The organism is Paraburkholderia sp., assembly GCF_049581445.1.
In the GTDB taxonomy this organism is placed as follows: Bacteria; Pseudomonadota; Gammaproteobacteria; order Burkholderiales; family Burkholderiaceae; genus Paraburkholderia.
Map to the genome: position 1 here is coordinate 1 of NZ_JBAURZ010000350.1, position 26,369 is coordinate 26,369.

22 protein-coding genes are annotated in these 26,369 nt (G+C 58.3%); 10 read left to right on the forward strand and 12 right to left on the reverse strand.

Annotated features, from left to right (window positions below):
• Positions 1 to 63: 63 nt before the first annotated feature.
• The 5 genes from WCA85_RS29920 to WCA85_RS29940 all read right to left on the reverse strand — a co-directional run bounded on the left by WCA85_RS29920 (position 64) and on the right by WCA85_RS29940 (position 7,094).
• Positions 64 to 762 (reverse strand): response regulator transcription factor, encoded by a 699-nt coding sequence (locus tag WCA85_RS29920; protein WP_424068486.1) that lies wholly within the window; start codon positions 760 to 762, stop codon positions 64 to 66.
• Positions 763 to 1,344: 582 nt separating this feature from the next.
• Positions 1,345 to 2,598 carry a serine hydrolase domain-containing protein gene (locus WCA85_RS29925; protein WP_424068487.1) on the reverse strand — a complete coding sequence of 418 codons (1,254 nt, stop codon included), beginning with the start codon at positions 2,596 to 2,598 and terminating at the stop codon, positions 1,345 to 1,347.
• Between the two features lie 153 nt (positions 2,599 to 2,751).
• Entirely contained in the window at positions 2,752 to 5,238 is a 2,487-nt protein-coding gene (locus tag WCA85_RS29930; protein ID WP_424068488.1) for a putative bifunctional diguanylate cyclase/phosphodiesterase, read from the reverse strand.
• A 578-nt stretch (positions 5,239 to 5,816) separates the two neighbouring features.
• A complete protein-coding gene (locus WCA85_RS29935; RefSeq protein ID WP_424068489.1) occupies positions 5,817 to 6,509 on the reverse strand; it encodes a VIT1/CCC1 transporter family protein in 693 nt (230 codons plus the stop codon).
• A 9-nt stretch (positions 6,510 to 6,518) separates the two neighbouring features.
• A complete protein-coding gene (locus WCA85_RS29940; protein WP_424068490.1) occupies positions 6,519 to 7,094 on the reverse strand; it encodes a cytochrome b in 576 nt (191 codons plus the stop codon).
• 345 nt (positions 7,095 to 7,439) lie between these two features.
• On the opposite strand from WCA85_RS29940, the gene WCA85_RS29945 reads away from it, so the two are divergent.
• Together WCA85_RS29945 and WCA85_RS29950 are read left to right on the forward strand one after the other, a co-directional pair.
• Entirely contained in the window at positions 7,440 to 8,786 is a 1,347-nt protein-coding gene (locus WCA85_RS29945; RefSeq protein ID WP_424068491.1) for a PQQ-dependent sugar dehydrogenase, read from the forward strand.
• Positions 8,787 to 9,219: 433 nt separating this feature from the next.
• A complete protein-coding gene (locus tag WCA85_RS29950) occupies positions 9,220 to 9,429 on the forward strand; it encodes a hypothetical protein (protein ID WP_424068492.1) in 210 nt (69 codons plus the stop codon).
• A 264-nt stretch (positions 9,430 to 9,693) separates the two neighbouring features.
• Here WCA85_RS29950 and WCA85_RS29955 read toward each other — a convergent pair whose 3' ends face one another.
• The gene (locus WCA85_RS29955) at positions 9,694 to 10,119 is read right to left on the reverse strand and encodes a hypothetical protein (protein ID WP_424068493.1); all 426 of its coding nucleotides are present in this window, start codon (positions 10,117 to 10,119) and stop codon (positions 9,694 to 9,696) included.
• Between the two features lie 952 nt (positions 10,120 to 11,071).
• Here WCA85_RS29955 and WCA85_RS29960 point away from each other — a divergent pair.
• The gene (locus WCA85_RS29960; protein ID WP_424068494.1) at positions 11,072 to 11,380 is read left to right on the forward strand and encodes a hypothetical protein; all 309 of its coding nucleotides are present in this window, start codon (positions 11,072 to 11,074) and stop codon (positions 11,378 to 11,380) included.
• Positions 11,381 to 11,476: 96 nt separating this feature from the next.
• Here the strand turns inward: WCA85_RS29960 and WCA85_RS29965 are convergent, their stop codons facing one another.
• Positions 11,477 to 12,415: an AraC family transcriptional regulator gene (locus tag WCA85_RS29965; RefSeq protein ID WP_424068495.1), complete on the reverse strand. Its 939-nt coding sequence runs from the start codon at positions 12,413 to 12,415 to the stop codon at positions 11,477 to 11,479.
• 110 nt (positions 12,416 to 12,525) lie between these two features.
• Here WCA85_RS29965 and WCA85_RS29970 point away from each other — a divergent pair, with 110 nt between their 5' ends.
• Entirely contained in the window at positions 12,526 to 12,891 is a 366-nt protein-coding gene (locus WCA85_RS29970; protein ID WP_424068496.1) for a nuclear transport factor 2 family protein, read from the forward strand.
• A gap of 192 nt (positions 12,892 to 13,083) precedes the next feature.
• Here WCA85_RS29970 and WCA85_RS29975 read toward each other — a convergent pair whose 3' ends face one another.
• Positions 13,084 to 14,112 carry a GlxA family transcriptional regulator gene (locus WCA85_RS29975; protein ID WP_424068497.1) on the reverse strand — a complete coding sequence of 343 codons (1,029 nt, stop codon included), beginning with the start codon at positions 14,110 to 14,112 and terminating at the stop codon, positions 13,084 to 13,086.
• A gap of 185 nt (positions 14,113 to 14,297) precedes the next feature.
• On the opposite strand from WCA85_RS29975, the gene WCA85_RS29980 reads away from it, so the two are divergent.
• Together WCA85_RS29980 and WCA85_RS29985 are read left to right on the forward strand one after the other, a co-directional pair.
• Entirely contained in the window at positions 14,298 to 15,005 is a 708-nt protein-coding gene (locus WCA85_RS29980; protein ID WP_424068498.1) for an SDR family oxidoreductase, read from the forward strand.
• 150 nt (positions 15,006 to 15,155) lie between these two features.
• Positions 15,156 to 15,617 (forward strand): aldehyde dehydrogenase family protein, encoded by a 462-nt coding sequence (locus tag WCA85_RS29985; protein ID WP_424068499.1) that lies wholly within the window; start codon positions 15,156 to 15,158, stop codon positions 15,615 to 15,617.
• A gap of 63 nt (positions 15,618 to 15,680) precedes the next feature.
• On the opposite strand, the gene WCA85_RS29990 is transcribed toward WCA85_RS29985, so the two are convergent.
• Positions 15,681 to 16,244, reverse strand: a complete 564-nt coding sequence (locus WCA85_RS29990) for a metalloregulator ArsR/SmtB family transcription factor (RefSeq protein WP_424068500.1) — start codon at positions 16,242 to 16,244, stop codon at positions 15,681 to 15,683.
• A gap of 456 nt (positions 16,245 to 16,700) precedes the next feature.
• Here WCA85_RS29990 and WCA85_RS29995 point away from each other — a divergent pair, with 456 nt between their 5' ends.
• Positions 16,701 to 17,567, forward strand: a complete 867-nt coding sequence (locus tag WCA85_RS29995) for a crotonase/enoyl-CoA hydratase family protein (protein ID WP_424068501.1) — start codon at positions 16,701 to 16,703, stop codon at positions 17,565 to 17,567.
• Between the two features lie 63 nt (positions 17,568 to 17,630).
• Here the strand turns inward: WCA85_RS29995 and pdeR are convergent, their stop codons facing one another.
• On the reverse strand, positions 17,631 to 19,628 hold the full coding sequence (gene pdeR, locus WCA85_RS30000; protein ID WP_424068502.1) for a cyclic di-GMP phosphodiesterase: 1,998 nt from the start codon (positions 19,626 to 19,628) through the stop codon (positions 17,631 to 17,633).
• A gap of 799 nt (positions 19,629 to 20,427) precedes the next feature.
• Between pdeR and WCA85_RS30005 the strand changes: the two genes are divergently transcribed.
• Together WCA85_RS30005 and WCA85_RS30010 are read left to right on the forward strand one after the other, a co-directional pair.
• Complete coding sequence (locus WCA85_RS30005) at positions 20,428 to 20,637, forward strand: hypothetical protein (protein ID WP_424068503.1); 210 nt, start codon at positions 20,428 to 20,430, stop codon at positions 20,635 to 20,637.
• A 282-nt stretch (positions 20,638 to 20,919) separates the two neighbouring features.
• Entirely contained in the window at positions 20,920 to 21,231 is a 312-nt protein-coding gene (locus tag WCA85_RS30010) for a DUF4148 domain-containing protein (protein WP_424068504.1), read from the forward strand.
• 105 nt (positions 21,232 to 21,336) lie between these two features.
• Here WCA85_RS30010 and WCA85_RS30015 read toward each other — a convergent pair whose 3' ends face one another.
• Together WCA85_RS30015 and WCA85_RS30020 are read right to left on the reverse strand one after the other, a co-directional pair.
• Complete coding sequence (locus tag WCA85_RS30015) at positions 21,337 to 24,657, reverse strand: SNF2-related protein (protein ID WP_424068505.1); 3,321 nt, start codon at positions 24,655 to 24,657, stop codon at positions 21,337 to 21,339.
• A 226-nt stretch (positions 24,658 to 24,883) separates the two neighbouring features.
• Positions 24,884 to 25,642, reverse strand: a complete 759-nt coding sequence (locus WCA85_RS30020) for a DeoR/GlpR family DNA-binding transcription regulator (protein WP_424068506.1) — start codon at positions 25,640 to 25,642, stop codon at positions 24,884 to 24,886.
• Positions 25,643 to 25,882: 240 nt separating this feature from the next.
• Between WCA85_RS30020 and WCA85_RS30025 the strand changes: the two genes are divergently transcribed.
• Positions 25,883 to 26,369, forward strand: a 487-nt coding sequence (locus WCA85_RS30025; RefSeq protein WP_424068507.1) for an NAD(P)/FAD-dependent oxidoreductase, incomplete at its 3' end; no start/stop codon positions are given.

Below are 26,369 nucleotides of genomic sequence, written 5' to 3' on the forward strand. Positions count from 1 at the left end.
TCCGCGCCCGGCGCGCGACGCCACGCGGCGCGTCCGCCGCCGGTGTCTTGCCGAGGACGCTGCTCACGCCGGCCCCTTGTCGATGCGTTCGAGCCGGTAACCATAGCCGTAGATCGGCGTCAGGCGATAGCCGTTTTCGGGGCGCAGGCCGAGTTTGGTGCGCAGCACCGACACGTGGGTATCCATGGTGCGCGACGGGATATCGGTGGCCCGCTTCCAGATCACGTCGAGAATATGCGCGCGCGACAGCGGCCGACTCAGGTGCTGGAACAGCATTAGCGCAAGATCAAATTCCTTTTGCGTAACAGCGACGGGCGTGCCGCGCACCAGCACGTGCCGGGCGCCCAGATCGAACTCGTATTCGTCGAAGACTTCCTTTACCGCGGCAGTGTTGATCTGATACGCACGCCGTAGCAAAGATCCCACCCGCGCCAGCAAGACGCCAGCGGAGACCGGTTTGACCACGTAGTCATCGGCGCCCGTGTTGAGAATCGAGGTGATGTCGGTGTCGCGGCTACGGCTCGTCATGAACAGAACCGGCAAACGCTCCGACAGGCTCTCTCGTACCCAGCGCAATACCTCTTCGCCGGACATATCGGGCACGTTCCAGTCGAGCACCAGCAGATCGAACGTCTGACGCCGCAACTGCCGCACCAGCGTGCGCCCTTCAGCGTAGGCATGGCAGATATGACCCGCTGCCGACAGTGTTTCGCATACCAGATCCGCCTGAGCCGGATCGTCATCCAGGACTGCAATTCTCATAAAACCCCGCAACGCAATACCGTTCTTCGTATCTTCATGGCCGGTGACCGGCTGGAGCCGGCGAGCCCGGACTACGGGATATCGCCATTATTGTTGTGCCATGCGCCGCCCGGTTTTCGCGGACCCTTGCACAGCCCATTGCCCAACAGGTCACGCTATTTATCGATTATTAGCTGCGCACCACGAACCCCTGTTTTAAACAGGTATCCGACGTATCTCTAAAATGAAAGGCAATTTGCCCATTCATTCATTCGGTTAGCGGTCGTTTTATCATAATCAAAACAGCCTGGGGCCTATGAATTCAACTGATACGTTGCCAGGCCCACCCACGTTCACCGGAATGTCAGCAGAATTGACAATCTGACGGGACAGTATAAGAACTGTCTCAAATTAAATCGTTTAAATATTGTTAAGCCGGATTTGGTGGATACACGCGGTCGATTACAGAAACATGGATAAACCACAAAAATTCATTAAAAACAATGTGTTGCGATACGTTTATGTACACTTTTCGCGGTAACTGCGTGCACGAGTGAGCAGTGACACCCGGCACGCCAGTGCAACTTTAAAAAGCCGCGCACCTTAGGGACCGAGATCCGTGATCGCGCTGTAAACCAGCGTACGCAACTGGCGACGCACCGGGTGTGCGCTCGACGGCAGGAGTTGAGTGAGGAACAACACGATCAGGTCCTCGCGCGGATCGACCCAGAAGAACGTGCTGGCCGCACCGCCCCAGAAAAAGTCACCCGCGCTGCCCGGAATCAGCGTGGCCGAGGGCGTAATGGTGGTGGCAAAGCCAAGTCCAAAACCGACACCTTCGTAGGTGGCCTCGCTGAACATCGAGCGCGACAAGCGAGGCAGGTCAAGACCGCCCGGCAGATGGTTGGCGGTCATCAGTGCCAGTGTCTTGGGGCCCAGCAGACGCACCCCATCCAGTCCCCCCCCCTGGAGCAGCATGCGCGCAAACCGCATGTAGTCGCTCGCCGTGGATACAAGGCCACCTCCACCGGAAATAAAAGTGGGAGGCTTGAGATAAGCGCTGATGCGGGAATCATCCTGCAGGGTCGGCCCTTGCGCGGATACGATTTTCGAGCCGAGCGCACCGATGGCGTAGCACGAGCAGAAACGGGAGACCTTCTCTTCCGGCACGTAGAAAGCCGTATCAACCATACCCAATGGATCGAAGATCCGTTCTTTCAGAAAGACCTCGAACGGAATTCCGCTGACCTTGCCCACGATATAACCGAGCACGTCGGTGGAAACGGAATAGTTCCACGCTTCACCCGGCGAAAATTCGAGCGGCAAGGTGGCCAATCTCTCGATCATCTCCGGCAACGTGCACTCAGTCGCAAGATCGCCGATCTTCAGCTTGCGATAGGCTGCATCGACATTGGTATTCTGTTGAAAGCCGTAGGTCAGGCCGGAGGTATGGCGCAACAAGTCGACCACCAGCATCGGGCGGACCGGTGGACGCGTCTGGAAGCTTTCCATGAAGCCTCCCGCGTGAACGCCGAGCTTTTCCCATGCCGGGATGTACTTGCTAACGGGATCGTCTAGAGCGATCTTGCACTCCTCGACCAACATCATGACCGCCACAGACGTGATGGGCTTGGTCATCGAGTAGATACGGAAGATCGAATCCTCGGCTAGCGGCACCTGCCGCTCGCGGTCGGCGAGACCAAGCACCGAGTTCAACGCAAGCCCGCCACGCCGCCATACCTGCATAAGGGCACCGGGCAACTTGCCGGTCGCAATATAGTTGTCGTCGACGAAACGCTCAATCCGTTCCAGCCGTTCACACGACATGCCCTGCTGTTCTTTGCCTCCCGCACCCATGCCATCTCCTTTGTTGAATGTGTCTTCCTCATCCGCACCCGACTAACGGCATCTTACTCGCCAGGAGCTTCGTGAACTGCACGTTCGCATCGAGCGATGTCGGTTCGGGCAGAAAGGCATGTGAATGAGCGGCCAGTTCGACCCACACCGGTCCTACAAACAGACATTCTGAGTGTCGCAGCTATCCTCCATAGCAGTCGTTCGGCTATTGCCGCTTGGTCGCGCCGTCAATGATGTGGTCGCGGCACCCTCCGATGCATGCAGCAACTCTGTCGCGCTGTCCGCCTGAAGCGGAGGCGCAAATAGAAAACCTTGACCGCTTTCGCAGGACCACGCGCGCAGAAGTTTTGCTTGCTCCTCCGTTTCAATTCCTTCGGCTGTCACACCGAGGCCAAGCGATTGCGCCAAGGAGATGATGGCCTGAACAATCGCATCGTCCTCCGGGTTTGAACCGATGCCTTGCACGAACGAGCGGTCTATCTTCAGGACGTCAAGCGGCAGTTTTTTCAGGTAACTGAGTGACGAGTAGCCCGTTCCGAAATCATCAATGGCGATTTGAATACCCTGCGCTTTGAGCTTGTGCAGCGTCTGGATACTGGCTTCCGTATCCCGCATGACGACACCCTCCGTAACTTCCAGTTTGAGGGAGCCGGGACGAGCTCCTGAGTGACGCAACGCGCACGTCACGTCGTCGACAAGCGCAGGATCTTCGAACTGACGTGGTGAGAGATTAACGCTGACCTGCAGTGGCCGCTCTAGTGGAAATTGCGCCTGCCACGACGCCACCTGCTCGCACGCACGCGTCAGGACACTGCGGCCGATAGGAATGATCAGGCCGGTCTCCTCCGCAACTGGAATGAAGTCCGAAGGCGAAACCATTCCGCGAATCGGATGTTGCCAGCGTACCAAGGCTTCCATTTCGCGCACCTGCCCGGTGCGCAAGTGAACAACGGGCTGGAAGTGAACGCGCAGTTCGTTGCGCTGAATCGCCTGACGCAAATCAGTCTCCACGGCTAGGCGGTCCACCGCGGCGTCGTGCATACTTGCATCGAACACCACATAGCGCGACTTGCCGGTGCTTTTGGCCCGGTACATGGCGACATCCGCATCACGAAGCAGAGCGTCCGCGTCGATCGTTTTTGCCGCAGAATCCATGTCGCTGTCCGCGAGTACCATTCCGACGCTGGCTGTTACCACATATTCCCTGCCGTCAAGCGTCCACGGCATCTCAAACTGCTTCAGAACGGTTTCGGCGACCAGCTTTGCCTCGTTGATCGACTCGTTGTTCAACTGGTCGAGCAAAATAACGAATTCGTCACCACCTAGGCGCGCGACCGTATCGGATGGTCCGACGCACTCTTTGAGCCGCCGCGCAGCAGCAATGAGCAGCATGTCGCCCTCACGGTGACCGAGGCTGTCGTTAATACGCTTGAAGTCGTCCAAGTCGATGAAAAGCAGGCTGATTTTGCCGCGATCTCGGCCCGCGCGTACAACCGACTGGTCGATACGGTCACGCAGGAGGGCACGATTCGGCAGGCCAGTGAGCGAATCGTAGAACGCCTGGGTTGTGAGTTGCGCCTCGAAGTTTTTTCGCTCGGTCACATCGCGCATAGTCGCAACGATGCCGCTTACCGAGGTCTCGTGAAGCAGGTTGGTCAACGCACATTCGGTATGGTGCCACCTACCATTGTCATTGCGAAGGCGCAACTCGACCAGGCCCGACTCTCCCGCTGCACTGCGGATCCGCCGCCATATCACCTGCAACTCGGCTTGGTCGTCGGGATGAACTAGATCGACCAGGATGGTCCCCGACAGTGTCGCTCCGATCGCGCTGAGGCCCGAACCTGCGGTCGGCGCTTCGTAAATCACTTTACCCTCTGTGTCGCACACGAGGATGACGTTCGACAAGTGCTGGACAAGCGAGCGGAAACGCAGTTCATTCTGGCGGTTAGCTGCGGCCGTCGCCTCGATGGTTTGCCTACGGTAGCGCCGCAAAATTACCACGAAGAACACCACCAGCAAGAGACCTGTGGCAAAAGCAACAGGGGTCGCGAAGAAGACGGCACGCTGGATACGCTCTAGCCGATCGAGCTGACCGACAGCGAGAATGCGGTGCTTATCCGCGGCCGCGTAGATCCGTCGCTGCAGCTCATTAAAGATCGGGTCGACCTCAGCTTCATCGATCGCGTTCGCCTTCGCTGCTTTATTTGCGTCGACCGCGATGAACATGCGGTCTATCGCCTCTAGGTAAGCGGCATGCATCGCAAGGAGCGAGTCGATTGATTCTGCGCTGTCCGGCTCCATAATGCGGATTTTCTGCAACGCCGCAACCAGCAACACTGCCTCGCGTTTATGGGCTTGCCGTACCCGCACCGCCGGCTGTAGGCGATATTTGCGATTGAGCGATTCCTCCGCGCCTACGCTGTAGCGGGCCTGCTCATAGGCACCGTTAATCTGGCTCGCGTGCCTCGCCGCCTGCCCCGCGTCGAAACTTGTTTCTGCTCCGACGAAAACGAACGTGGGGAGCCCGATTAACACGATCAGCAGGCCGGCGGTCGCTAGCGAAGCGGGTTCGAAAAGACCTCTGCGCCAGATGGCGCGAACCGGGGCCATCCATGCATCAAATAATGTTATGGGCATGCGGGTATCGCTGTATTGCGGAACTAGGATGAGCGAGACGCAATTGAGATCGTGGCCCCATCAACCAGCGCTCGTTTCGTGTCGCGTGACATCGATCTGGCTCACATTCCCGTTGATATTCTGGATCCCGACTTTCTGTTTGAGGGCGCCGCGCGGATATCCGACGAGAAATGGTCCGGCCCTCTGAACTTGGGACGTCTCGTCCTGTGTTATCGGCAGAAGATCAGGTTTTATTTAGAAGAGTGCCTTTTCTCTTTTTGTTGACCCTATTTATCGACTCTAAGCGACTGCGTGACGCACCTTAAAATGAAGTTGGATTCCCCGTGATTGGCTCGTTTGCACTTCCAGTTGTGCCGCTGAAGCCCTCAGGCAACCCGTCGCACCCGTCAATGCGTCGGCCATCGGCGATCTCTTCGACTTCCAGTTCGACCGAGGTCAGGACGACCATAAAAACGGCAATGGGCAGGGTAATGACGCCGGCTTTGGCTGCTGGACATTCCGAAAAGATTTGAGCCGAGCAAGCTGATGACAACCTCTGCGGGTTAGCGAGTGACTGTATCGCGGAAAAATGTCACGGCTCAAGTCGCGCCGAATATACCACCCACTGCGGATGCCACACCCATCGACAGCGCGCTCCAGAAGGTAACCCGCAATACGCCAGGACGCACTTTCGCTCCCCCGACGCGCGCGGCAAGTCCACCGAGTATTGCCAGGGAAACCAGCGCCGTCACCGCGATACTCGCGGCCACCCCTTGCGGCGGGGCGAGTGCCGTGACTATGAGCGGCAAAGAGGCTCCCACCGAAAAGCTGCTGGCCGACGCCAGCGCGGCCTGCAATGGATTTGCCGCGGTCGTTTCCGAAATACCCAATTCATCGCGGGCATGCGCGCCGAGTGCGTCGTGAGCCATTAGACCCTGCGCAACCTGTTTGGCAAGCGCCACATCGAGGCCGCGCCGCACGTAGATCGCCGCCAACTCTCGATGCTCGCGCGCGCCATCGGCATCGAGCTCAGCCTGCTCTTCGGCGAGGGCCGCTGTCTCTGTATCCACCTGCGACGAGACCGATACGTACTCGCCTGTCGCCATCGACATCGCACCGGCTACCAATCCGGCCAGGCCGGTCAGCACCAGATGGCCGTGCTCGGCGTGCGCGGACGCGACGCTAATTATCAGACTTGCCGTCGAAATGATGCCGTCGTTTGCGCCAAGCACTGCGGCACGTAGCCAGCCAATCGCCCTGATGCGATGCGGTTCTTTGTGAGCCTTGGGCATTGGCAGGCCCTAGCGGTCTCGAACCTGATTACGCGCCGGCCTCGCGTGGGGCAGCATCCGCTGCAGCACATGGTCTTTCAGAACAAAGCGGTGGAACAACGCTGCGACGACATGCAGACCAATCAATGCGAAGAGCACCCATGCGAGGATGCCGTGCACGTCCCCCATCTCGTGGCCGAAAGCCGAGCCCTGTTCGCTCAGTGCCGGAAAGGGCACGACGCCCAGCAAGCGGACCGTCCAGCCGCGTGAGGACGCGTTGATCCAGCCGAGCAGCGGCACCAGCACCAGGGCGGCGTAGAGGAGAACATGTGTTATGCGCGAGACGACGCTGAGTAGCGGCGGCAGCTCGTCCGGCGCGGGCCAATGCGTCAATCGCCAGATGACCCGGATTGCCATCACGGCGACGAGCGTCGCGCCCACGCCAAGATGCCAGGCGATCAGATTAACGGGCTGCGTGTCTTTGTGGATATCCGGCATCGTCCAACCGATCACAAATTGCATAGAGACCAACAGGACAGTTAGCCAATGCAGCGTGCGCGCGACTGTGTCATATGCCGGACCCTTCATTTCGAAGCCCTTAGCCATTCCTGCTCCTCAAGTTGCCACGACTTGATGAATTGATGAGGCGCGGAGCCCGCGAATTTTAAACTTAAACTTATAGCTCGAAAAAAGCACTGCACAGATCCAAACCATCCTAGCGACCTTACCTTAAGGAAACCTGACGCGTGGCGGGGGCGATCCGAATGCTCGACTTCGCTGCTGTTTCCGCACAGCCGCCAACCTGGCGCCAGCAAGGCCGGGAAGCCGAGAGGCCGAGGTTTTGCGCTTGAATCACGGGAACAGTTTGCGCCTTGGCAGGCAACGTCACAGGCCGGCTTCTTGCTATTGCTTCCATGCATCATCAATCAACGCTCATCCTTGGGAACCCACATGCGCCTGCTAGATCGTCTGGCTGTTTCAATGGTTTTGCCGCTGGCCTCCTGCGCGATCGGACCATCAAGTTCAAGCGATACGGGCTTCGGCGCGTCGCCCGCCATGCCGGCTCCGGAATCGTCGTTGATTCCGATGGTCAACATCGCGCCCGTTCACGCGCGCCCCGACGGTTTCATACCTACCGCTCCCGCCGGCTTTCTCGTCACCGAACTCGCCGGTGGCCTCGCGCACCCGCGCTGGCTTTACACGCTACCCAATGGTGACGTACTGGTAGCGGAAAGCGACGCTCCAAAAGAACACGATGAAGGCAGTGGCCTATTCGGCTGGGTCAGAAAGCAGGTCATGAAGCGCGCAGGCGCCGGTGTGCCGAGCCCCGATCGCATTGTGCTGTTGCGCGACGTGGACGGCAGCGGCGTCGCGAGAACGCAGACCGTGTTTCTGCCCCGCCTGCACTCTCCGTTCGGGATGGCCCTCATTGGCAATCAACTCTATGTTGCCGATACGGACGCTCTGTGGCGTTTCGACTATGTAACGGGCGCCACCGAGATCACAAGCCCCGGCGTCAAGGTTGTCGACTTACCGGCCGGCCCGATCAACCATCACTGGACCAAGAATATCCTGGCCGATCGCTCCGGCAAGCATCTGTACATCACTGTGGGATCGAACAGCAACGCGGGGGAAAATGGTGTCGACGCCGAAGAAGACCGGGCGCGAATCCTCGAGTTCGACGTGGACAATGGGCGCTTGCGCCCCTACGCAACAGGGTTGCGTAACCCCAATGGACTGTCCTGGCAACCGGACAGCGGAGCATTGTGGACAGCAGTCAACGAGCGGGACGATCTCGGCAACAACCTCGTGCCAGACTACATGACAGCAGTAAAAGACGGGGCGTTCTATGGTTTTCCGTACAGCTATTACGGCCAGCACATCGACACCCGCGTCAAACCTCAACGCCCCGATCTGGTTGCAAAGGCCATCGCGCCTGACTATGCGCTCGGCAATCATACGGCTTCACTAGGTCTTGTCTTTTACGACCGGACGCTGTTCCCGCCTCATTATCGTGGAGGCGCATTTGTCGGCCAGCATGGATCATGGAACCGTAAGCCGCGTACCGGCTACAAGGTGGTGTTCGTGCCATTTGTCGATGGAAAACCTGCCGGCGCACCTGAGGATTTCTTGACCGGCTTTCTGACGGCAGACGGCTACGCCGTGGGTCGACCCGTTGGCGTCGCACTGGACGCGCATGGGGCCTTGCTAGTGGCTGACGACGTCGGTAACGCTGTATGGCGAGTAGCGCCGCGTAACAAGGTCAAGTCGGCTGACATCGCGCCGGCAGGCAAATGACACAGCCCTGGCCGCTTTGCTCCGAAGCCGGCCGGACGCAAGATTATCGTGCCGATCAGAAGCGCTTCTCCAGTCAAAGCAGCACGCCCGTGACGTCGCCTCAAAGACGGGACCCACAACCCGATCACGTCGATGCTCCGCAGGGTAGAGCCAGCATTGTCGTTCTTCGGCAGTTTGCGCAAATTATCGGAACATCCGTGCCGGTCGACCGCTCCGTCGCCGAATTATCGAACGGCCGCTAACTTAACAATCATCGGCCATTCGCAAAAACCCATTGACTGTCCCTTCATGGCCGGCCCGGAAGTCCGACGATTTGCCGATGCGGCATTCAGCGTGGCTCTCGATGATCCGCCGACCGGCTTCCACACCCTTGCTGCGACTGCGCATCTGTATCAAGATCAAGTCGGCTGGTCAGGAATAAGCGACGCCCACCATGACAGACGATCCCAATCTCGATCCTGAATCTGATCCCGACAAACTGACGGGCCCCGGCGGCATGACGTTGCGGCAGATCCACGAACAGGTGCAGAAGAGTGTCGAGCGCGACCGCGCAGTACAGGCTGCGCACAAGTCACAAGCTTCTTCGCAAAGCCGGTGGCAGCGGTGGGTGCGCTACGTGTGGGGCCGCAGCGGACGTCGCTAGCGACGGTCTGATAACAGATGCGCCGGTCGCCAGCACTTTCTCAGGAGTTGAGCCGTCTCGCCATTCAACCGCCGTTTCTCTCCGTCCAACCCAAAATTTGAACTCCCGTAGGTCAGCAATGTTACTAGTGGTCGGCCGCACGCGACCCGCACCGGCCATTCGGCTCGTTTTGTTGTTCAAGGCACTTTTTGCACTGCGGACGTTCGCCTTATCCGCGACGCCACTCCCTCTCCAGTGCTGGGCAAATCACAAGCGTGGCCGATGCTAGTCGCCCCTCGTTACTTTTTCCATCTGCCCAGCCTGGATCGTGGCTGCCCGGAGTTGCGCCTCCCCGACTGTCTCCCGTTGACTGGTTTGATAGCGCTGTTCCGCAAAATCTCCATATGTCAGTTTTCCCTGGGATAGGGAAGCCATGAGGTTTCCAATCTTGCCGTTTAAATCCTCGTGCATTTTGCGAATTTCATCGTCATAGGCGCGCTCTGCTGGCGTAGCGGAGACAGGTACAGACGAAATTTTCTCCTCCCGCGCGATACATGTTTGGCGTAGGGCACTCCATTTTCCGATCGCCTCGCGTTCTTCATCAGTTGGAAAGCTGTTGTTATCCGCAAAACGCGCGTCAGGCGCAGCGTCTTTCAGCGATCGCAGCAGTTCCACTTTATCTCTGATTCGGTCTAGCTCGGCTGTTTGCATGTCAACCCTGCACTGTGTAGCCAAGGCGTCGAATTTGTCGTGTATTTCTTTTCTTTCAGCTGCAATGACGTTGGTCCGAATCGGGCTGCCGCCGTTATTTGCATATCCGGGCGTTCCCGGTTGGCAATCCGACCATGGCACTCCTAGCGCGCAGTCAAGTGCATGCCGATTCGCATCGGGCGTAGAGGAAGCACACGCTGCTAGAGTTGTGACAAGCGGACATATGACGAAACGAAGTACAGATCTCAAATTGGTCTCCCATTTTCTTTATTCACAACGGACCGGGTACTGCCACAGATATGCAGATCGAATCTCGCCTCACCTTTCCACAGTCCTAACTGGAAGACCCCGGCGTAAACGCTGATCGTGTCCGCAAAGATAGTTGTGAAACCAGATTTAAGTCAAATGCAAAGCCGCCTATATGCAAAGACACTGCCGATCTCCGACTGCGAGTAAGAACGATGCGACTTGCCGAGCGAAGCTCATTCAAGGCTGTCGATCGTCAATGATTCCGGTAATGATGTCGAACAGCACATTCTGGGCCGTACGCATGGCTCATGCGACTGGCATAACGCGACCCGCAGGGGACGGTCCCGTCCTTCTCCGAAGCAGTCGCTCGGCTTTCAACAAGATCGACTTCCTCAAGAGTCCAGCAACACCTTGCAAAGCCGTGCTCTCGCCCCGTGACATCGGAAAATGAGCCATGTTTCGGAGCGCTAATTTCCTCGCAATTCTTCGTGTAGTTCAGTCTACCTACACCGCCATCAGCGGGGCCATAAGTTGAACATGGAGTGCGCGGGCGGAGGTCTGGGAATAGCCGTGCACTCATACAAGCACATCAAACTGGGGCGTGGCGATAGATGAATAAGCCTCAGTAAGACGGTCGGCTTGATTCGAAGGACAATACTCAATCTCAATCGAACTGCATCGGTTTTTTGAAAGGAAATGAGCTATGAAGAACTCGCCAAGGATCTGGCCTGCGCTTCCAGCGTTAGTGCTCTCGCTCGCCGGCTGCGCTGCGGGCGGCATATCGCAAAGTCCGGCGCCATTGAGCGCCGCGCAATGCCGCGATCTGGCCGCGCTAAGGAACAACGGCTCTCCTACCCCCGAGCGAAACCGGAGCGAACTGGCGGCTCTGAGGAAAGCCGGCTACGACCCGTCACGACGGTACGACCCATACTACCCAGAGGATCTGCAGGCGGCGCAACGTCAGGTTGATCTCTGGTATCAGGCACAATGCCAGCAAGCGGAGCCGCAATGAAGCGGCCAGCGCCCTCATCGCTGCAATTGCTCAGCATCCCGCCTCGCCGAGCGAAACCCGCGAAAGTGGACCAAGTCCCATCTCCCAACGCGCCCTTCATGACTGCGACACGGCTGGGCCTGTTTCCGATCGACTTACCCGTGAACGGCGATAATAAATTGGCGAAGCGCCACGAGCCAGTTTGAACGCACGGCTAAACGAAAACTCGGAACGGTAGCCAACGCGCGACGCGATTTCGCTGAGGCGGAGGTCTGTTGCCTCAAGCAGTTGCGCAGCAATCCCCATTCTCCAGCGGGTCAAATAACTATGCGGTGGCTCACCGACCGAATCGCTGAAGTTGCGAGCGAAAGCCGCGCGCGACAGACCCGCTTCCCCGGCGAGTTCCTCAAGGGTCCACGCGCGTTCTGGCGCTTCGTGTATACGCGCAAGTACCCGCGCCATGTGTGGCGAGCGCGCAGCCGAAAACCAGTCGTTTGCGGTGGGAGACACCGCGCCTGCCCAATCACGGATGAAGTACACAAACAAGGACGAAAGCAGGTTGCGCACCACAATCTGATTGCCAAAGTCGGGGGTTTCCACCTCGTTACGGAGCATCCGCAGGGTATCGCTCAGCGGCGAGCATCCGGGCGCCATGCCTGCCTGGAGTGACACGGCCTGTGGCAGCGCCCGCAGGGCAGGAAACGCCAGGTGTCGGTCCATATCGAACTGACCGCAAATCAGCGTGACAGCCTTAGGATCGCGATCGACCACACCATCGCGTTTCGCCACGAAAGTCTCCAGCGACACAGCTTTGCCCCGCGCCGAGTGCACCACTTCATGCGCACTGCCACGCGGAAACAGGACCAGTGAGCCGGCCTGCAACTCCATGGTTTCCATGCCTGGTTGACGCACGAATGCACGCCCTTCGGCCACGAAATGGAACATTACCGCGTCGCATGATTGGACCGCAAACCCCCACGGGCCCGCCACGCGAGTGCGCGCCAGTACCAGACCATCAGCCCGAACTGCCTTCAACCAACCGTTCAATGCCTGCATGGCTGCATCTTACGAAAATGAGACGAATTGCTATGTTATAGCGGGTTATGCACATGGTCCATCCTTCAACAGCCTGCTCAAATAGCAACGTGCACAACCCGGAGATTGCCATGACCAGAGATCGCATCCAGTACGCGCTCGAGACCATCTACGACAAAGTCTTCAACCAGGGTCAAGCCGATCTGCTGCCTAGTCTCGTGTCTGGGCCGTACATCCAGCACAATCCGCTGTTCCCGAATGGGCTTGACGGCATCATGGGCTACATCAGGCAGGCGGGGCACATCCCCTGCGAGGTAAAACGCATCGCCATTGATGGCGATCTGGCTTTTGTTCATGTGCGCTACCTGGACTGGGGTGGCAAGGAAACCGCGGGGGTCGACATCTTTCGCTTCGACGCCGACGGTAAGCTCGTTGAGCACTGGGATGTGCTGCAACCGGTCCCCGCTTCCTCTAACAACGCCAACACGATGTTCTAGGGAAATCAAATGTCCACTTCATCACCGGGCCCGGTCAGCGATAGCGAACTCGTCGCAACACTGCCCGGTTTCAAGAACGCTCACGCCGAGGGCGACGGCATCCGCTCGCACTATGTTGAAGGCGGTTCCGTTGAACCAATCATATTGCTGCCTCAGTTAGCGATGGACCGCAGGATCCGCCTGGCATCCTGTTCACGATAGACCTATCGAAGTCTCGAAGCGCTTCGCGTACTCTCGAGGGCTAAGCCCAAAGTTCCGGATAAATGCCCTTCGCAGCACGTCTACACTGCGATATCCACAGCGCGCAGCGACGTCTTCAATGCTGCGATCGCTCATCTCCAGTTCACGGCTCGCCGCCTCGAGCCGAACGCCCTCAACATACCTGGCCGGCGTTGTCTGGAGTTCCCGCTGGAACAAACGAATCAATGTCCGTTTGCTCATCGACATCTGGTCAGCGAGAACGTCAACCGTAATATCATGGTCAAGATGTTCCGTGATCCACAGTTGCAATTCGTGGAGCTTGCTGGAAGACGGCGCCTGGCCGGACAGAGACGCGCTGAACTGAGCTTGTCCGCTCGGCCGCCGAAGAAACAGCACAAGGTTCTTCGCAATCTCCAGGGCGTAGGCTGCGCCAAGATCTTCAGCCACCAATGCAAGAGCGAGGTCGATTCCTGTCGAGATCCCAGCCGAGGTGTACACGTTCCCGTCACGAATCCAGATGGGTCTGGGATCCACCAGAACTTGCGGATAGCGCCGTGCCAATTCCGAAGTCATCTGCCAATGGGTTGTCGCGCGCTTCCCATCAAGGATTCCAGACTCCGCCAACGCGAATGCACCGACGCAAATGGAGCACAGCCGACGTACTCTGCCTGCCTGCAGCCTGATCCATTCCGTCGCCTCGGCTGAATTTCGATCGAGATGTCCAATACCCGAGGTAACGATCAAGGTGTCGATAGGGTCGGCCGAATTCCGCTCCCCGGCAAGCGTTCCATGCCCTTGCAAGCCGATGCCCGTGCCGCTCTGCATATAGGGCTCCGGACCAGCACTAATCAGCTCCAGTCGATATGGAGGAACGGCTTCCTGCGACAGGTAATTGGCAAACGCAAATACTTCGGCAGGTCCGATCACATCAAGAGCATCGACGGGTGGCAAACCAAGCAGGACGACCCGCCGCACCGCCCCTTGCCCGTGGACTTGGGCAGAATTCTTTTTGGTCGACATAAGTCATATCCAAAGACAAAGAGCATGTTTTGATTTTGGCACAAAACATCTAAAAACAGTCATTTGTGTCCGTGAACGCGGTCATAGAATGATTCTCCGTAGTCCCAACAGCCCGAGCGATCGATGGCAGTCACCCTCGCGACATTTCAATCCAGGCGCCGCGAGACAGCCCGAAAGGAAAAGTCATGAAAGTTGAAGGATCTGTCGTTTTTGTCACCGGTGCCAATCGCGGTCTGGGTCTGCAGTTCGCCAAAGAAGCCTTATCGCGCGGCGCAAAAAAGGTCTATGGTGCTGCGCGCGATCCATCCACGGTCACTCTGGCTGGTGTCATCCCCGTGAAGCTTGACGTCACCCACGCAGCCGACCTGGCCGCTGCAGCGAAACAATGCACCGACGTAACGTTGCTGATAAACAATGCCGGCATTGCCCGTGTGGGTAGCGTCACTCAGCCAGAAGCCGGTGCCGTTCTGCGCGAGCAGATCGAAACTAACGTCTTCGGAATGCTCGGCGTGAGTCAGGCGTTTGCGGGCATTCTGGGTAGCAATGGCGGCGGCGCCATGCTGAACCTGCTGTCGATTCTCAGTTGGGTGAATACGCCGGCGATTGCCTGCTATGGCGTCTCGAAGGCCGCCGCTTGGGCGCTGACAAACGGTCTGCGCCACGAGTTGCGCGCCCAGGGTACGCAGGTCGTTGGCTTTCACGCTGGATTCATCGATACCGATCTCACGCGCGGTATCGATGTTCCCAAGGCCACGCCTGCCGATGTCGTGAGCCAGGCTTTCGACGCCGTCGAAGCCGGTGAGGAAGAGGTGATGGTTGACGAACCTACCCGTCAGGTGAAGCAGGGTCTTTCACACGGCGTTTATCTGAAAGACGTCTTGGCTGGTGGCTAAAACCGGGGACAGGCGGGAACCGGATTAAATGTGTCACGTCGTCGATCCCCGGTAAGTCCGTGATGCCTTGAGACGATGCAAATCCGCAAGTTTGAGGCGAGGCAACGATGAATCCCTTCCAACAGGTGTTTGATGCCCAGAAGACATACTTTGCGATCGGTCGCAGATGTCTTCGTTAAGCATGCCAAAGAGGCGTTGGTGGAGTTTTATGGCGCAAATCCAAAAGGCAATCGGGATTATTCATGCGTAATCAGTGCACGTGAAGTTTCGCGTCTGGCTGGGCTCATCGATCCTGCCAAGGTCGTCATCGGAGGTGCGTCGGCGGCCTTCGTTTTCAACCGCGATCAGAAAACGATAGATCGATTCATCGGCGAGCTTTCATACGGAGGCGGTGCAGTAAACCAGGTGAATATCCATCTGTTCGTCGAATCGATGCCGTTCGGTGGGGTTGGCCCATCTGGAATGGGACACTACTACGGCAAATACGGTTTCGACATGCTCACCCACGCAAAGACAATGTTCGTTGCACCGCCCGACGTAGCGATCGATCATCTTTTCCCGCCCTTTACGAAGGAAAAGAATGAGGCGTTGAAACTGTGGTTCGAATACTGAGCCTCCCAAACCCGTGGCGGGTAGAGTCGACCCATAAGGAAATTTTGCGCAGCCGAAGTCACCTTACAGTCGACGATAGATCGAGTCTCGCCGCGTCATCAACAGATTGTCGACCAGTTCTCTGCGCAGAGTGGCGAAGTCCTCGTGAAATTTTTTCAGAAACACGTTGATCTCTTTCTCGGTGTATTCGCGAGCCGGATCCAGTTGCTCGACGAGCCAACGCAGGATCACACGGCGCTTCTTCCGCATCTCCGGAATCTTGATTAAACGACCCCCAACGATGAACGACTTGAGGATCCGCTGTGTTTCGGCATCGACTTCCGCCAGAACATCGACAGCCGTTTGTTCCTCGGGTGGCGTCAGGTCGAAATGCTTTTGGAATTTATGGAGATTCGGAGCATTGAGCGCGTAGGCCCGCGTGTTACCCAGTTTGGTCATCGTCACCAGGTCGACCTCAGCAAGCCGAGCAAGATGATGAGAAATGGTCGGTTCGGTCAGTTTCAGAGCTTGCGCAATCGCGCCTACGCTCAACTCGCACTCTGTCAGCAATCCAAGAATCTTAAGGCGCGTGGCATCGGCCAATGCCTTTAACACTCGAACCATCTCGGCAATCTCTTTGCTATCCATGGCTGATCCTTAGATGCTTATCTAATTAGAAAGGTATCTAAGGAGGTTTCTTCGGTCAAGAGCTATTTCGACATCGATCTAAGTTCCGCGCATGCATGCGAAGTAGCCGGCGAGGGTCTACCCTACGCGCCAGAGTTCATAGCTTGAGATAACTCTTTCCCGCCAGGCGCTCGCGAAGCCATGCGAATGAAGCGCACGAACCGACTGCACAAATAAATTATCTACACCTCAAGCACTACCGAGGAAAGTTTCTAAAAATGGCAATTTAGATCAGGTCGCCGATTCGAAATCGAGGATGCAGAACGGGCATAAAGGGACGAGCCTCTGGTCACGTGTACGAAAAAATGGTGATGCCGACTAACGAGTAGCAGACAACGCGCCGAAGCGCCGCACTCTGCTTTAGCCTGTTACGGCTTCACCTAAGAAAATCGTTTCGTAAACCACAGGACCCTATTTATGGACCCCAGAAATCACCCTGCGTGCCGACCATTTTTCGAGGCCGGCGAACTTTCTCAACTATCCGCCTACTATGAAGAAGGGCGGAACATCATGTGGATGATGCTTCAGTCTCGCCCAAGGCCCTGCTTCAATCAGCGCCTGGTCTCGGACATCATTCATCTGGCGCGAGCGGCACGAGAGTCCGGGTTGCCGTTCGATTTTTGGGTAACGGGCTCGTTCGTCCCAGAACTCTTCAATGTCGGCGGGGACCTCAGTTTCTTTGTAGAGGCCATTCGTTCCGGGCAACGTGATTCGCTCATGGCATATGCGCGCTCCTGCATCGACGGCGTATATGAGATCTACACCGGGTTTGGAACCGGTGCGATTTCAATTGCAATGGTCGAAGGCAGTGCGTTAGGCGGTGGCTTTGAAGCTGCGCTAGCGCACCATTATGTGCTCGCCCAAAAAGACGCCAAACTCGGATTTCCAGAGATCGCGTTCAATCTGTTTCCCGGAATGGGCGGTTATTCACTGGTAGCGCGTAAAGCGCACATGCGATTGGCCGAAGAACTGATCACCACTGGCGAGTCACATAGTGGCACCTGGCATGCGGAGCGTGGACTCGTTGATCAAACGTTCGAGGCGGGCGAGGCCTTCCTCGCAACGCGCACGTTTATCGATGTGATGAGACCCAAGGCGAACGGCATACGGGCGATGCTGCAGGCACGTCAACGCGCGCTGCCGCTTTCGCGCTCGGAGTTGATGGATATCACCGAGGACTGGGTAAGAGCGGCATTCACGATCGAGGAAAAAGACCTGGCTTACATGGAGCGCCTCGTTCTGTTGCAGAACCGGCGAGTATCCAAGCTAAGCTCGGTAGCCTGACCGGCAATCGTGCGGGAAACGCAGTGGGAACAGGCGTTACCCGCACCTGCCTGCAAAGGAAGCTCAGGCGATGAGCCTGAACTTCCTTTGCTCTGACACCCACCGTTCAAGCGCGGCAGCCGGCATCGGCCTCGCATACAGGAATCCTTGCGCAAAATCGACTCCGATTCCTTTGAGAACCTTAGCCTGGGCCTCCTCTTCAACGCCCTCAGCCAGCACTGAAAAATGCAGCGCCTGAGCGATGGACACGATTGAGCGCACCAAAGCCTGAGACTTGGGGTTCGTGTCAATGTCACGGATAAAGGCACGGTCGAGCTTGATGACGTCGAGCGGGATACGGACCAGTTGTGCCAGAGACGAGTAGCCTGTGCCAAAGTCGTCCAGATGAATACGCGTACCAAGCTCGCGGAATTGCTTCATCAGTTTGAGGGCGCTCTCTTCGTCCTCGATAAAGCAGCTTTCCGTCAGTTCGATATCGAGCAAGCTCGGTTGCAGGTCGTGAGCCTCGAGGATCTTCTGGAAGTGCTTGACGATCTCGGTATCGCGTAGCTGCCGTGCTGAGACGTTGACGGAGATTCTGATATTAAGCCCCTTCGCCTTCCAGCGCGCTGCCTGAGCGGCCGCCTCCTCCATCACCCAGCGTCCCAACGGCCCGATCATCCCTGTCTCTTCCGCATAATGGATGAATTCGAGCGGGGATATCAGACCGCGCTCTGGGGAATTCCAGCGGATCAACGCTTCTACGCCGCGTAAATCGCCCGTGCCCATGCTGACCAATGGCTGGTAATGGAGAACGAACTGCCCCTCGTTGAGCGCCTTGCGCAGATTGGTGTCGAGCCACATATACTCGGCAACCTTGCGGTCCATTTCCTCCGTAAAAATCCGATACGTGTGCTTGCCGGCATCCTTGGCGACGTACATTGCGGTGTCCGCACTTCGAACCAGGCCTTCCAGCGTTTCGCCGTGCTGCGGATACAACGCAATGCCGATCGAGCAATTGGTATAGACCTCCATCAGGTCCAGGTGGAAAGGCGTGCGCAAGCGCTCGACGACACGTTGGGCGGTGGCCTCAAGCATTTCGCTCGTGGCATTCTCGAACAGCACCAGAAACTCGTCGCCTCCGAGGCGAGCCATCGTGGCATCGGGCGGCAGGCAACTTTTGATGACGGTCGACACCTCCTTGAGCAGACGATCACCCAGGATGTGCCCATAGTGGTCGTTGACCTTCTTGAAGTTGTCGAGATCGAGGAACAGGATGCCGATGCGCGATTCAGTCTCACTAGCGGTCGCAGCCAGCACCGACTTTATCCGCTCGTTGATCGCATGGCGGTTCGGCAGGCCGGTCAGGACATCCGTACTGGCAAGTTCGGAGAGCCGCTGCTGCGCGTTGCGTTCTTCGGTGATATCCGTGCCGGAACAAATCACAAACTGTTCGTCGACACCACTTCCGCTGCGAACGAACTTGTTGCGGAACAGGAATAGACGCGGGCCATTAACCGTATTGATATAGCGCTCAACCGAGTAGGGCTGGCTGGTTGAGAAAAAGGTGGATATATTCCGGCTCGATTGTTGACCCTGTTCATTACTCATGAACAGCGCATAGGCGCTTTTTCCGACCACGTCTTCTTCTCGCATGCCAGTGACTTCCTCGCACATGCGGTTAAAGCGCTGGACGACTCCGTGCCGGTCGAGGATCACCACCAACGAGTTCACTTCCGAGACGACCTGTTCGGCGCTTGAGAGCCCATGGGCCAGATCGCGTGCCACCGAGTCGGTATCGGTGGATGCGGTGCCCGCCCAATCAGTTGCACTGATCTTTTTGCCTACGAGGTGCAGACGAACCGGTTCACCAAACAGCGCGACATCCATGACGAGGTGGGAGGTGATCCCCGTCAGACTGCGGATCTGATCGGCCTGATCGGAATTCAGGGCGACGCTCAGGTTGGTCAGACCACGTACAGCGGCCAGCTGAAGCGCATTGCTGTCGACGCTCAGGCGCCAGAACGGGCTGCCTATGCCAAAGTGGGTATAAAGTACCCCGCACTCCTGTTCGTCACCCATGGACAAGCTCCCCGCCAAAAAATGCTTTCTTATTCGACCGACGCGAGCGATCGCGAAGGCGCTTGGTTCTGTTTGGAATATCGTGCCCCGGAAGCCGTCCAGGCACGACCGTTCGCATATTTCGGATTCGCAATACGCCCAAGTTTAGCCGGGAGCGACGAAGAATTCCCCAAAAGGCTGCGGCGCGTCATTAATTCAGATGAATATTACCAAATTTGAGAGGCGCGGACGCGGCTACCACAAGGCTCTCAGACTGACGCCGCCCTGACGCCAACCGTACGTTACTGCTCTCGCCTCTGCATCATTGAAAAATACAAAGCAACCGAGTTGTCGCCGATCCGCAACATTTTATTGGGGCTAGATTTCTTGTGCCAAATTGCGGCATCGCGAAAACCCGGTCCAGGTTAGGATATTTAGAGATGCTGCTCTAGTCGTTCGATCCGATCTTGCAAGTCCTTTGTCCGATGAAGCGTGGCAGCAGGTTTGTCATATGTGCATGTGCGAGTCTGTTGAAACCGGTCGCGTAGGCGCCACGAACCGTTCTTAACGCAATTTTTTGGATTCTCGCCAATCGAGAAAAGTGGCATCGGCTCGCTGCTGCATTCCCCGCGCAAACCTGCTATATCAAGTGGCTTGAGTGGAATCAGGAGTGGGTCATTACCGGCTTCCTCACCTAACTTGATCTGGAGTACAAATCAATCTAATTAATTTTTGATCCGTAGAAGTATATGGTTCCAGTTCACGGTTCGGTATCCTTATGGAAATGCCGTGAGTTCAGATTTTCGCCCCCCGGATAAACATGTCGACGAATGCAGTGGTAATGCTCTTTATGAATCCCGATCTGGAGACGAAGGGCCAGATACGCGTGACACCGGGTCGTCGGTCGCATGTTGAAATCGAGGTGTCCAATACACTCGGCGACGACGTTCCACAGATCAAACCTGATCCGGATGCCCTTCAGACCGTTGTATTTCCAACAGCGCCTGATCAGGTCCCGGCGGAAACCTAGCCGGCAGCAAGCCCTTTATGGGAATGAGCTTTGTTGCATGTTTATGCATATACAGCTCAAGACCAGAGCGCGTGGGCGATCCCGTACCAATTTGCCGGACACGCTCATCTGACAGCCATCAACCCTGAACCGCTTACACGACGACTCGAAAAGCAAGCATAGTGCGCGCCCGCTCGCGATAAATAGTGAATTGTGGGATTTGTAATACTGTCTGATGGAACGCACAACTAGACTTACAAGGTTGGACGGGTCCCATTGCACCCCTGCGAACCACAAGCCACTATGAAGAGGCAAGCCATCATGAAATCACTGCTCTACGCGGCATGTGCCACAGCGGTCCTCGCTGCCCCGATCGCGACATTCGCACAGTCGAACCAGCCTATGACACGCGCTCAGGTGCAAGACGAAATCGCCCAGCTCGAAAAAGCCGGCTTCAATCCGGCGAACGCGAACACGGAAGATTTCCCGACGAATTTTCAGGCTTCCACCACGGCTGGCCAGGACTCCGGCTACGGGCCTGCCATAACCGGCTCGTCGCAAGCTGGACGCTCGACAAGCGTGCCCGGTTTAAAGCCGGTGTTCTTCGGTCAATAACCTGTCGCCCTCGCTGCCCATCGACGCGCAGCGCCTGACTTACTCCGCCCAGCAAACCTGCGACCTACTGGTTTCAGTACGGTCGCGACCAAGGACGCGCGCGATTCAACTCGCGCGCGCAATCTCCGGCATGGGCGCAAACAGAGCATCGAGGTCGTCGTCGGAGAATTTGACGGTTCCCGCTGCGTCTTCAGAAAGAATACTGTCTGCCAGCGCCGCCTTTTTCTCCTGCAGCCGGACGATCTTCTCCTCGATGCTGCCGGCGGCAATCAGCTTGTAGACGAACACTGGCTTGTCCTGCCCCAGACGATGCGCGCGGTCCGTGGCCTGGTTCTCAGCCGCGGGATTCCACCACGGATCGTAGTGGATCACCGTGTCGGCAGCGGTGAGATTCAGCCCAACGCCGCCTGCCTTGAGGCTGATCAGGAACAGTGGCACTTCGCCTGCCTGAAAGCGGTGTACGGGCGTGACGCGGTCGGTCGTGTCGCCGGTTAGCGTGACGTAGGGAATCCCGGCTTTGTCGAGCGCGGCGGCGATCAAGGCTAGCATGCCGGTGAACTGGGAGAAAAGCAGCACGCGGCGCCCCTCTTCGATCAGCTCCGGCAGCATTGCCAGCAGCAGTTCGAGCTTGGCCGACTCCTTCACGCGAGCGGCTTTCTCAAGCTTGACGAGGCGCGGATCGCAGCAGACCTGGCGCAGCTTCAGCAACGCGTCGAGCACGATAATGTGACTGCGCGCCAGCCCCTGCGCGCTGACCGCCGCGCGCACTTTGGCCTGCATGGACGTGCGCACGATTTCGTAAAGATCGCGCTGCGAGCCTTCCAGGTCGACGGTGCGCACGATGGTGGTTTTCTGCGGCAGCTCCTTGGCGACTTCGTCCTTACGGCGCCTTAGCATGAACGGCCGGATGCGCCGGGCCAGCAGATTGCGCCGGACATCGTCGCCGTTGCGCTCAATTGGATTGCGCCAGCGGCGGGTGAAATCCTTCTGCGCGCCGAGAAACCCCGGCAGCAGAAAATCAAACTGCGCCCACAGTTCACCGAGGTGATTTTCCAATGGTGTGCCGGTCAGGCACAGCCGATGGCGTGCGCGCAGGTCGCGAATCGCGGTGGCTGATTTGGTGGTCGCGTTCTTCACGTACTGCGCCTCGTCGAGGATCAGCAGGTGGTACTCGTGCTCAGCCAGCACGGCGTGATCGCGCCACAGCAATGCATAGGTGGTCAGAATCAGTTCGTGCTGGTCGATCAGCTCGAAACGCTCCTTGCGCTGCGGTCCGTTCAGATCCAGCACCTTCAGGTCCGGCGCGAAACGGCGTGCCTCTTCGCGCCAGTTGTGCACGAGTGTGGTCGGCACGACGATCAGCGCCGGACGATCGAGACGCCCAGACTCCTTTTCGGCCAGCACGTGCGCCAGCGTCTGCACGGTTTTGCCGAGACCCATGTCGTCAGCCAGCACACCGGCCAGATTGTGTTCCCGCAGGAACTGCATCCAGCTCAAGCCCTGATGCTGATACGGCCTCAGCTCCGCCCGAAGGCCGCGCGGCACTGGCACTTCCTGCACCCCTGCTCCTGTCTGCAGACGCTCGGCCAATTGACGGATCGACGCATCGCCCTGAAACTGCCAGCGGCCCGTGTCGGTCAACGCCGCAAGGCGCCCCGCATCGAGCTCGGGAATCCTGATGTTGTCGTCGCCCTTCCAGCTGCCGAGACCTTCGAACAGGTCGACCAGCACGCGCACCACGGGCTTGAGCCGGCCGGCGCGCAGGCGCAGGCGTTCGGCACGGTCGGTGGTCAGCTCGATGGCTTCGTCGTCGGCAATACTTTCGAGCGCGCCGCTCAGCCAGCGCCGATCGCGGCGGAACAGGCCGGCGAGCAGCGGCTCCAGACGCACCGTGCGATCGCCAAGCGTGATGCCCATTTCGAGGTCGAACCAGCCGTCGCCCGATTGCCTCGCAGTGCCTTCAATGGCGTCAATCTCAACGACATTGTGGCGAAACGCAGGCGCCATCGTCACCCGCCAGCCCTTGTTGGCGAGTTCGGGCAGCGCGTCATCCACGAACTCGGGCCACGCGTCGGGGTCGGACAGTGCGAGCATCGTTTCCGGCAGCGCTTGCCGCGCATAGCCGCCGCTTGCGGGCACCACCTGCAAACCGGTCTTGCGCAGTTCGAGCAAACGCTGCTTTTCCTCGTCGTAGCGCCGCCGGATATGGATCACGCTGCCACCCGGCACAGGCACCAGCGTGGCGCTGCTCTCGGATTTGATACTGACGCCCTCGTAGTCGAAGCTGACCGTGGCGTAATCCAGTACGGGGGCGCGCTGGTTGTTTTTGCCGAAACGGGACGCCGGCATGGGCTGCGTATTGAGTGAGAGGACGGGCACGGGGTCTGTGTCGATCACCCGCACCTTTGCATTATCAAGCGCGGGCGGCAGCGGCAGATCGGGTGCGACCTCGCGCAGCACGGCTGCCACGAGCGGCGCCTCGGCGAGCGAAATGGGCGGCATCGACAGGTAATCGGGCAACTGCTGGAACGGCAGCGACAACTCGACGATGCCCGCTTCGCCCGCAACTGCATCGACGTACCAGACCGGTTCCGTAGCCAGCACCATCGCCGCTGGCGGATCGGTGCGCAGTACCGGCCGCAGACGGTCGTCCGCCTGAGCCTCCCATTCGATGTGCCCGGTGCGCGTCTCGCCCATGGACAGCGCGCGTAATCCGCGCGGCCCCATCGCATCGGCCGCCGGAGCGGGAAACAGACGCCCGGTCGCGATCATTTTATGCAGCACCTCGCCGCCATTCGCGCCGCGCAGGATGAAGTGGCCGTGGTTCTGACGCGAGTGGCCGAGCCACAAACTGCGCAGGATCACGAGGTCGTCGTCCGTGATGAACTTGGGCGGCTTGATCAGTGCCGCTTCCACGTTGCTCCAGGGCTCATCGAGCGTATGGATTTCGCCATCCTGGCTGCGCCGCGTTTTGAACAACTGGATTTCGTGGCGCTGTTGTTGCCTCGACCAGTCCAGCCGGTAAGCCAGCGCAGTAACCGTCGCGACCGGCTGCCGGGCATCGCCTGCCTCGTTTTCGGCGCGAGCACGGAAGGTTTCGAGCCATTGCACCAGTTCAGGGCGAACACCCGGATGGGCCTCTGACGATTTTTCCTCGAGGCCCGCAAACAGCACCGCCGCGATGTGTTTGCACTGGAAACCGACCGGGCATGAGCAATCGCCTTCCACCCAGAGTTCGTCGCCGACGTCATGAAAATGCACATCCACGACGTACGGGTAACGCTGCGTGCCCTGCACCTCGCCGCTCAGGGTGTTGTTCTCCCAATGCAAATTCGATACTGCATGGGCGTAATCACGCGCCTTGGCGACCGTTCTCGCTCCTAACCATTTCGTAACGTCTGCAAGATCATAAAAAACTGACGACATCCGGGTGACCCATCCTTGCTTATTCAGGCGCGCGGCTAGCGGCTAGCGGCTAGCGGCGCGTGGCCAGCGGCGTACGGCTGGCCCAGATCCGGTCCGCAACTCAGGGCTTACGATGCCCGCCGGGTCTGGCCCGGTTCCGGTCGCCGTTGATAGCGTTCCATTTTACGCGCTGTCGAAATTTGAGATTTGATGGATATCCCTCCTTTCGTGCCGACCGTTGCGCAGGCTAGCCGAAACTCACCTCGAGTTCCGCGGCGGCGAACACCTGCGCGAGCGCCGGCGACGGCGCTTCGTCCGTGATCAACAGATCGAGCCCGTCCGGGCCGAACGCATGCACCAGCGCGCTATGCCCGAACTTGCTGTGATCCGCGGCGACGATGCGCCGCTCAGCCTGCGCGAAGGCCGCGAGCGAGTACGACACATCGTCCGGTTGCGCATCCATGAAGCGCCCTTGGGCGTCGATCGCAGTCACCGAGACGATCGCGTAGCGGACATGGAACTGGCGAAGGAAGGCGAGCGTGCTCTCGCCGAACGCGGCCGCATCGTCGGCGCGCATCTCGCCGCCCGCGATAAACACGCGGTTGCCGTTACGCGGCGCCAGCGTGCGGGCAATTTCAGCCGAATTGGTGACGACGGTCAGACGCGAACGGGCACAAAGCGCCCGGGCGATATGCACGCAGGTCGTCCCGCCATCGAGAATCAGCGAGTCGCCGTCGTGCACCAGATCACCCACGCGTGCGGCCATGGACCGCTTGGCAGAGAGGTTCTCCTCCAGACGTCGCTGAAACGGCGGCTCATCAAGGCGTTCCGGCAGCATCACGCCGCCGTGCACCTTGATGAGGACGCCGTCGGCAATCAACGGCTTGAGATCCCGGCGAACGGTTTCGTCAGACACCGCGAACACCTCGGCCAATTCTGTGACCGTGCAGGTTTGCCGGGCCCTGACGAGGCGCAGAATTTCGGATTGGCGTTGCGTCGAGAACATGCGTCGTGAGGAAAGAAAATGATCGCGAATACCAGTCAGTCTAACAAAGGAGGCTGGGCGGAGAAATCAATTTCCACACAATTCCAACTAAATCAACAGCGGAATCTGATGCACCGTTTATGGCTCACGGCTTATTTTTGCATGAATTTTCCATGACTTCGTTGCAATTTATGGCGTTTTGTTGCAATCTACGTCCACATATTTCCACGCATATCAACACCCATCCTCAGGATCCAGCGCATGTCTCCCCCTCTCCCTCAGCACGCCCGCGTCGTGATCATCGGCGGCGGCATCATTGGCTGCTCTGTGGCGTATCACCTGACCAAGCTGGGATGGACCGACGTCGTTCTGCTCGAACAGGGCCAGTTGTCCTGCGGGACCACCTGGCATGCGGCCGGTCTCGTCGGCCAGTTGCGGGCGCAGGAAAGCATGACCCGGTTGATCCGCTATTCCACCGCGCTGTACGCCGAACTGGAAGCGGAGACCGGCCTCGGCACCGGCTGGAAGCAATGCGGCTCGCTTTCGGTGGCCCGCACGGCCGAGCGGATGACCCAGCTCAAACGCACCGCAGCAGTCGCCCGCGCCTACGGCGTGACGTGCGACGTGATTAGCCCGCAGGAAGCCGGCGACCTATGGCCGGTAATGCGCATCGACGACCTGCTCGGCGCCGTCTGGCTGCCGGGCGATGGCAAAGCCAACCCCACCGACCTCACCCAGGCCCTTGCGC

Bases quoted from the DNA above. Each gene is read 5' to 3' on its own strand.
- WCA85_RS29920 (WP_424068486.1), bottom strand. From the start codon at position 762: ATGAGAATTGCAGTCCTGGATGACGATCCGGCTCAGGCGGATCTGGTA.
- WCA85_RS29925 (WP_424068487.1), bottom strand. From the start codon at position 2,598: ATGGGTGCGGGAGGCAAAGAACAGCAGGGCATGTCGTGTGAACGGCTG.
- WCA85_RS29930 (WP_424068488.1), bottom strand. From the start codon at position 5,238: ATGCCCATAACATTATTTGATGCATGGATGGCCCCGGTTCGCGCCATC.
- WCA85_RS29935 (WP_424068489.1), bottom strand. From the start codon at position 6,509: ATGCCCAAGGCTCACAAAGAACCGCATCGCATCAGGGCGATTGGCTGG.
- WCA85_RS29940 (WP_424068490.1), bottom strand. From the start codon at position 7,094: ATGGCTAAGGGCTTCGAAATGAAGGGTCCGGCATATGACACAGTCGCG.
- WCA85_RS29945 (WP_424068491.1), top strand. From the start codon at position 7,440: ATGCGCCTGCTAGATCGTCTGGCTGTTTCAATGGTTTTGCCGCTGGCC.
- WCA85_RS29950 (WP_424068492.1), top strand. From the start codon at position 9,220: ATGACAGACGATCCCAATCTCGATCCTGAATCTGATCCCGACAAACTG.
- WCA85_RS29955 (WP_424068493.1), bottom strand. From the start codon at position 10,119: ATGCAAACAGCCGAGCTAGACCGAATCAGAGATAAAGTGGAACTGCTG.
- WCA85_RS29960 (WP_424068494.1), top strand. From the start codon at position 11,072: ATGAAGAACTCGCCAAGGATCTGGCCTGCGCTTCCAGCGTTAGTGCTC.
- WCA85_RS29965 (WP_424068495.1), bottom strand. From the start codon at position 12,415: ATGCAGGCATTGAACGGTTGGTTGAAGGCAGTTCGGGCTGATGGTCTG.
- WCA85_RS29970 (WP_424068496.1), top strand. From the start codon at position 12,526: ATGACCAGAGATCGCATCCAGTACGCGCTCGAGACCATCTACGACAAA.
- WCA85_RS29975 (WP_424068497.1), bottom strand. From the start codon at position 14,112: ATGTCGACCAAAAAGAATTCTGCCCAAGTCCACGGGCAAGGGGCGGTG.
- WCA85_RS29980 (WP_424068498.1), top strand. From the start codon at position 14,298: ATGAAAGTTGAAGGATCTGTCGTTTTTGTCACCGGTGCCAATCGCGGT.
- WCA85_RS29990 (WP_424068500.1), bottom strand. From the start codon at position 16,244: ATGGATAGCAAAGAGATTGCCGAGATGGTTCGAGTGTTAAAGGCATTG.
- WCA85_RS29995 (WP_424068501.1), top strand. From the start codon at position 16,701: ATGGACCCCAGAAATCACCCTGCGTGCCGACCATTTTTCGAGGCCGGC.
- pdeR (WP_424068502.1), bottom strand. From the start codon at position 19,628: ATGGGTGACGAACAGGAGTGCGGGGTACTTTATACCCACTTTGGCATA.
- WCA85_RS30005 (WP_424068503.1), top strand. From the start codon at position 20,428: ATGTCGACGAATGCAGTGGTAATGCTCTTTATGAATCCCGATCTGGAG.
- WCA85_RS30010 (WP_424068504.1), top strand. From the start codon at position 20,920: ATGAAGAGGCAAGCCATCATGAAATCACTGCTCTACGCGGCATGTGCC.
- WCA85_RS30015 (WP_424068505.1), bottom strand. From the start codon at position 24,657: ATGTCGTCAGTTTTTTATGATCTTGCAGACGTTACGAAATGGTTAGGA.
- WCA85_RS30020 (WP_424068506.1), bottom strand. From the start codon at position 25,642: ATGTTCTCGACGCAACGCCAATCCGAAATTCTGCGCCTCGTCAGGGCC.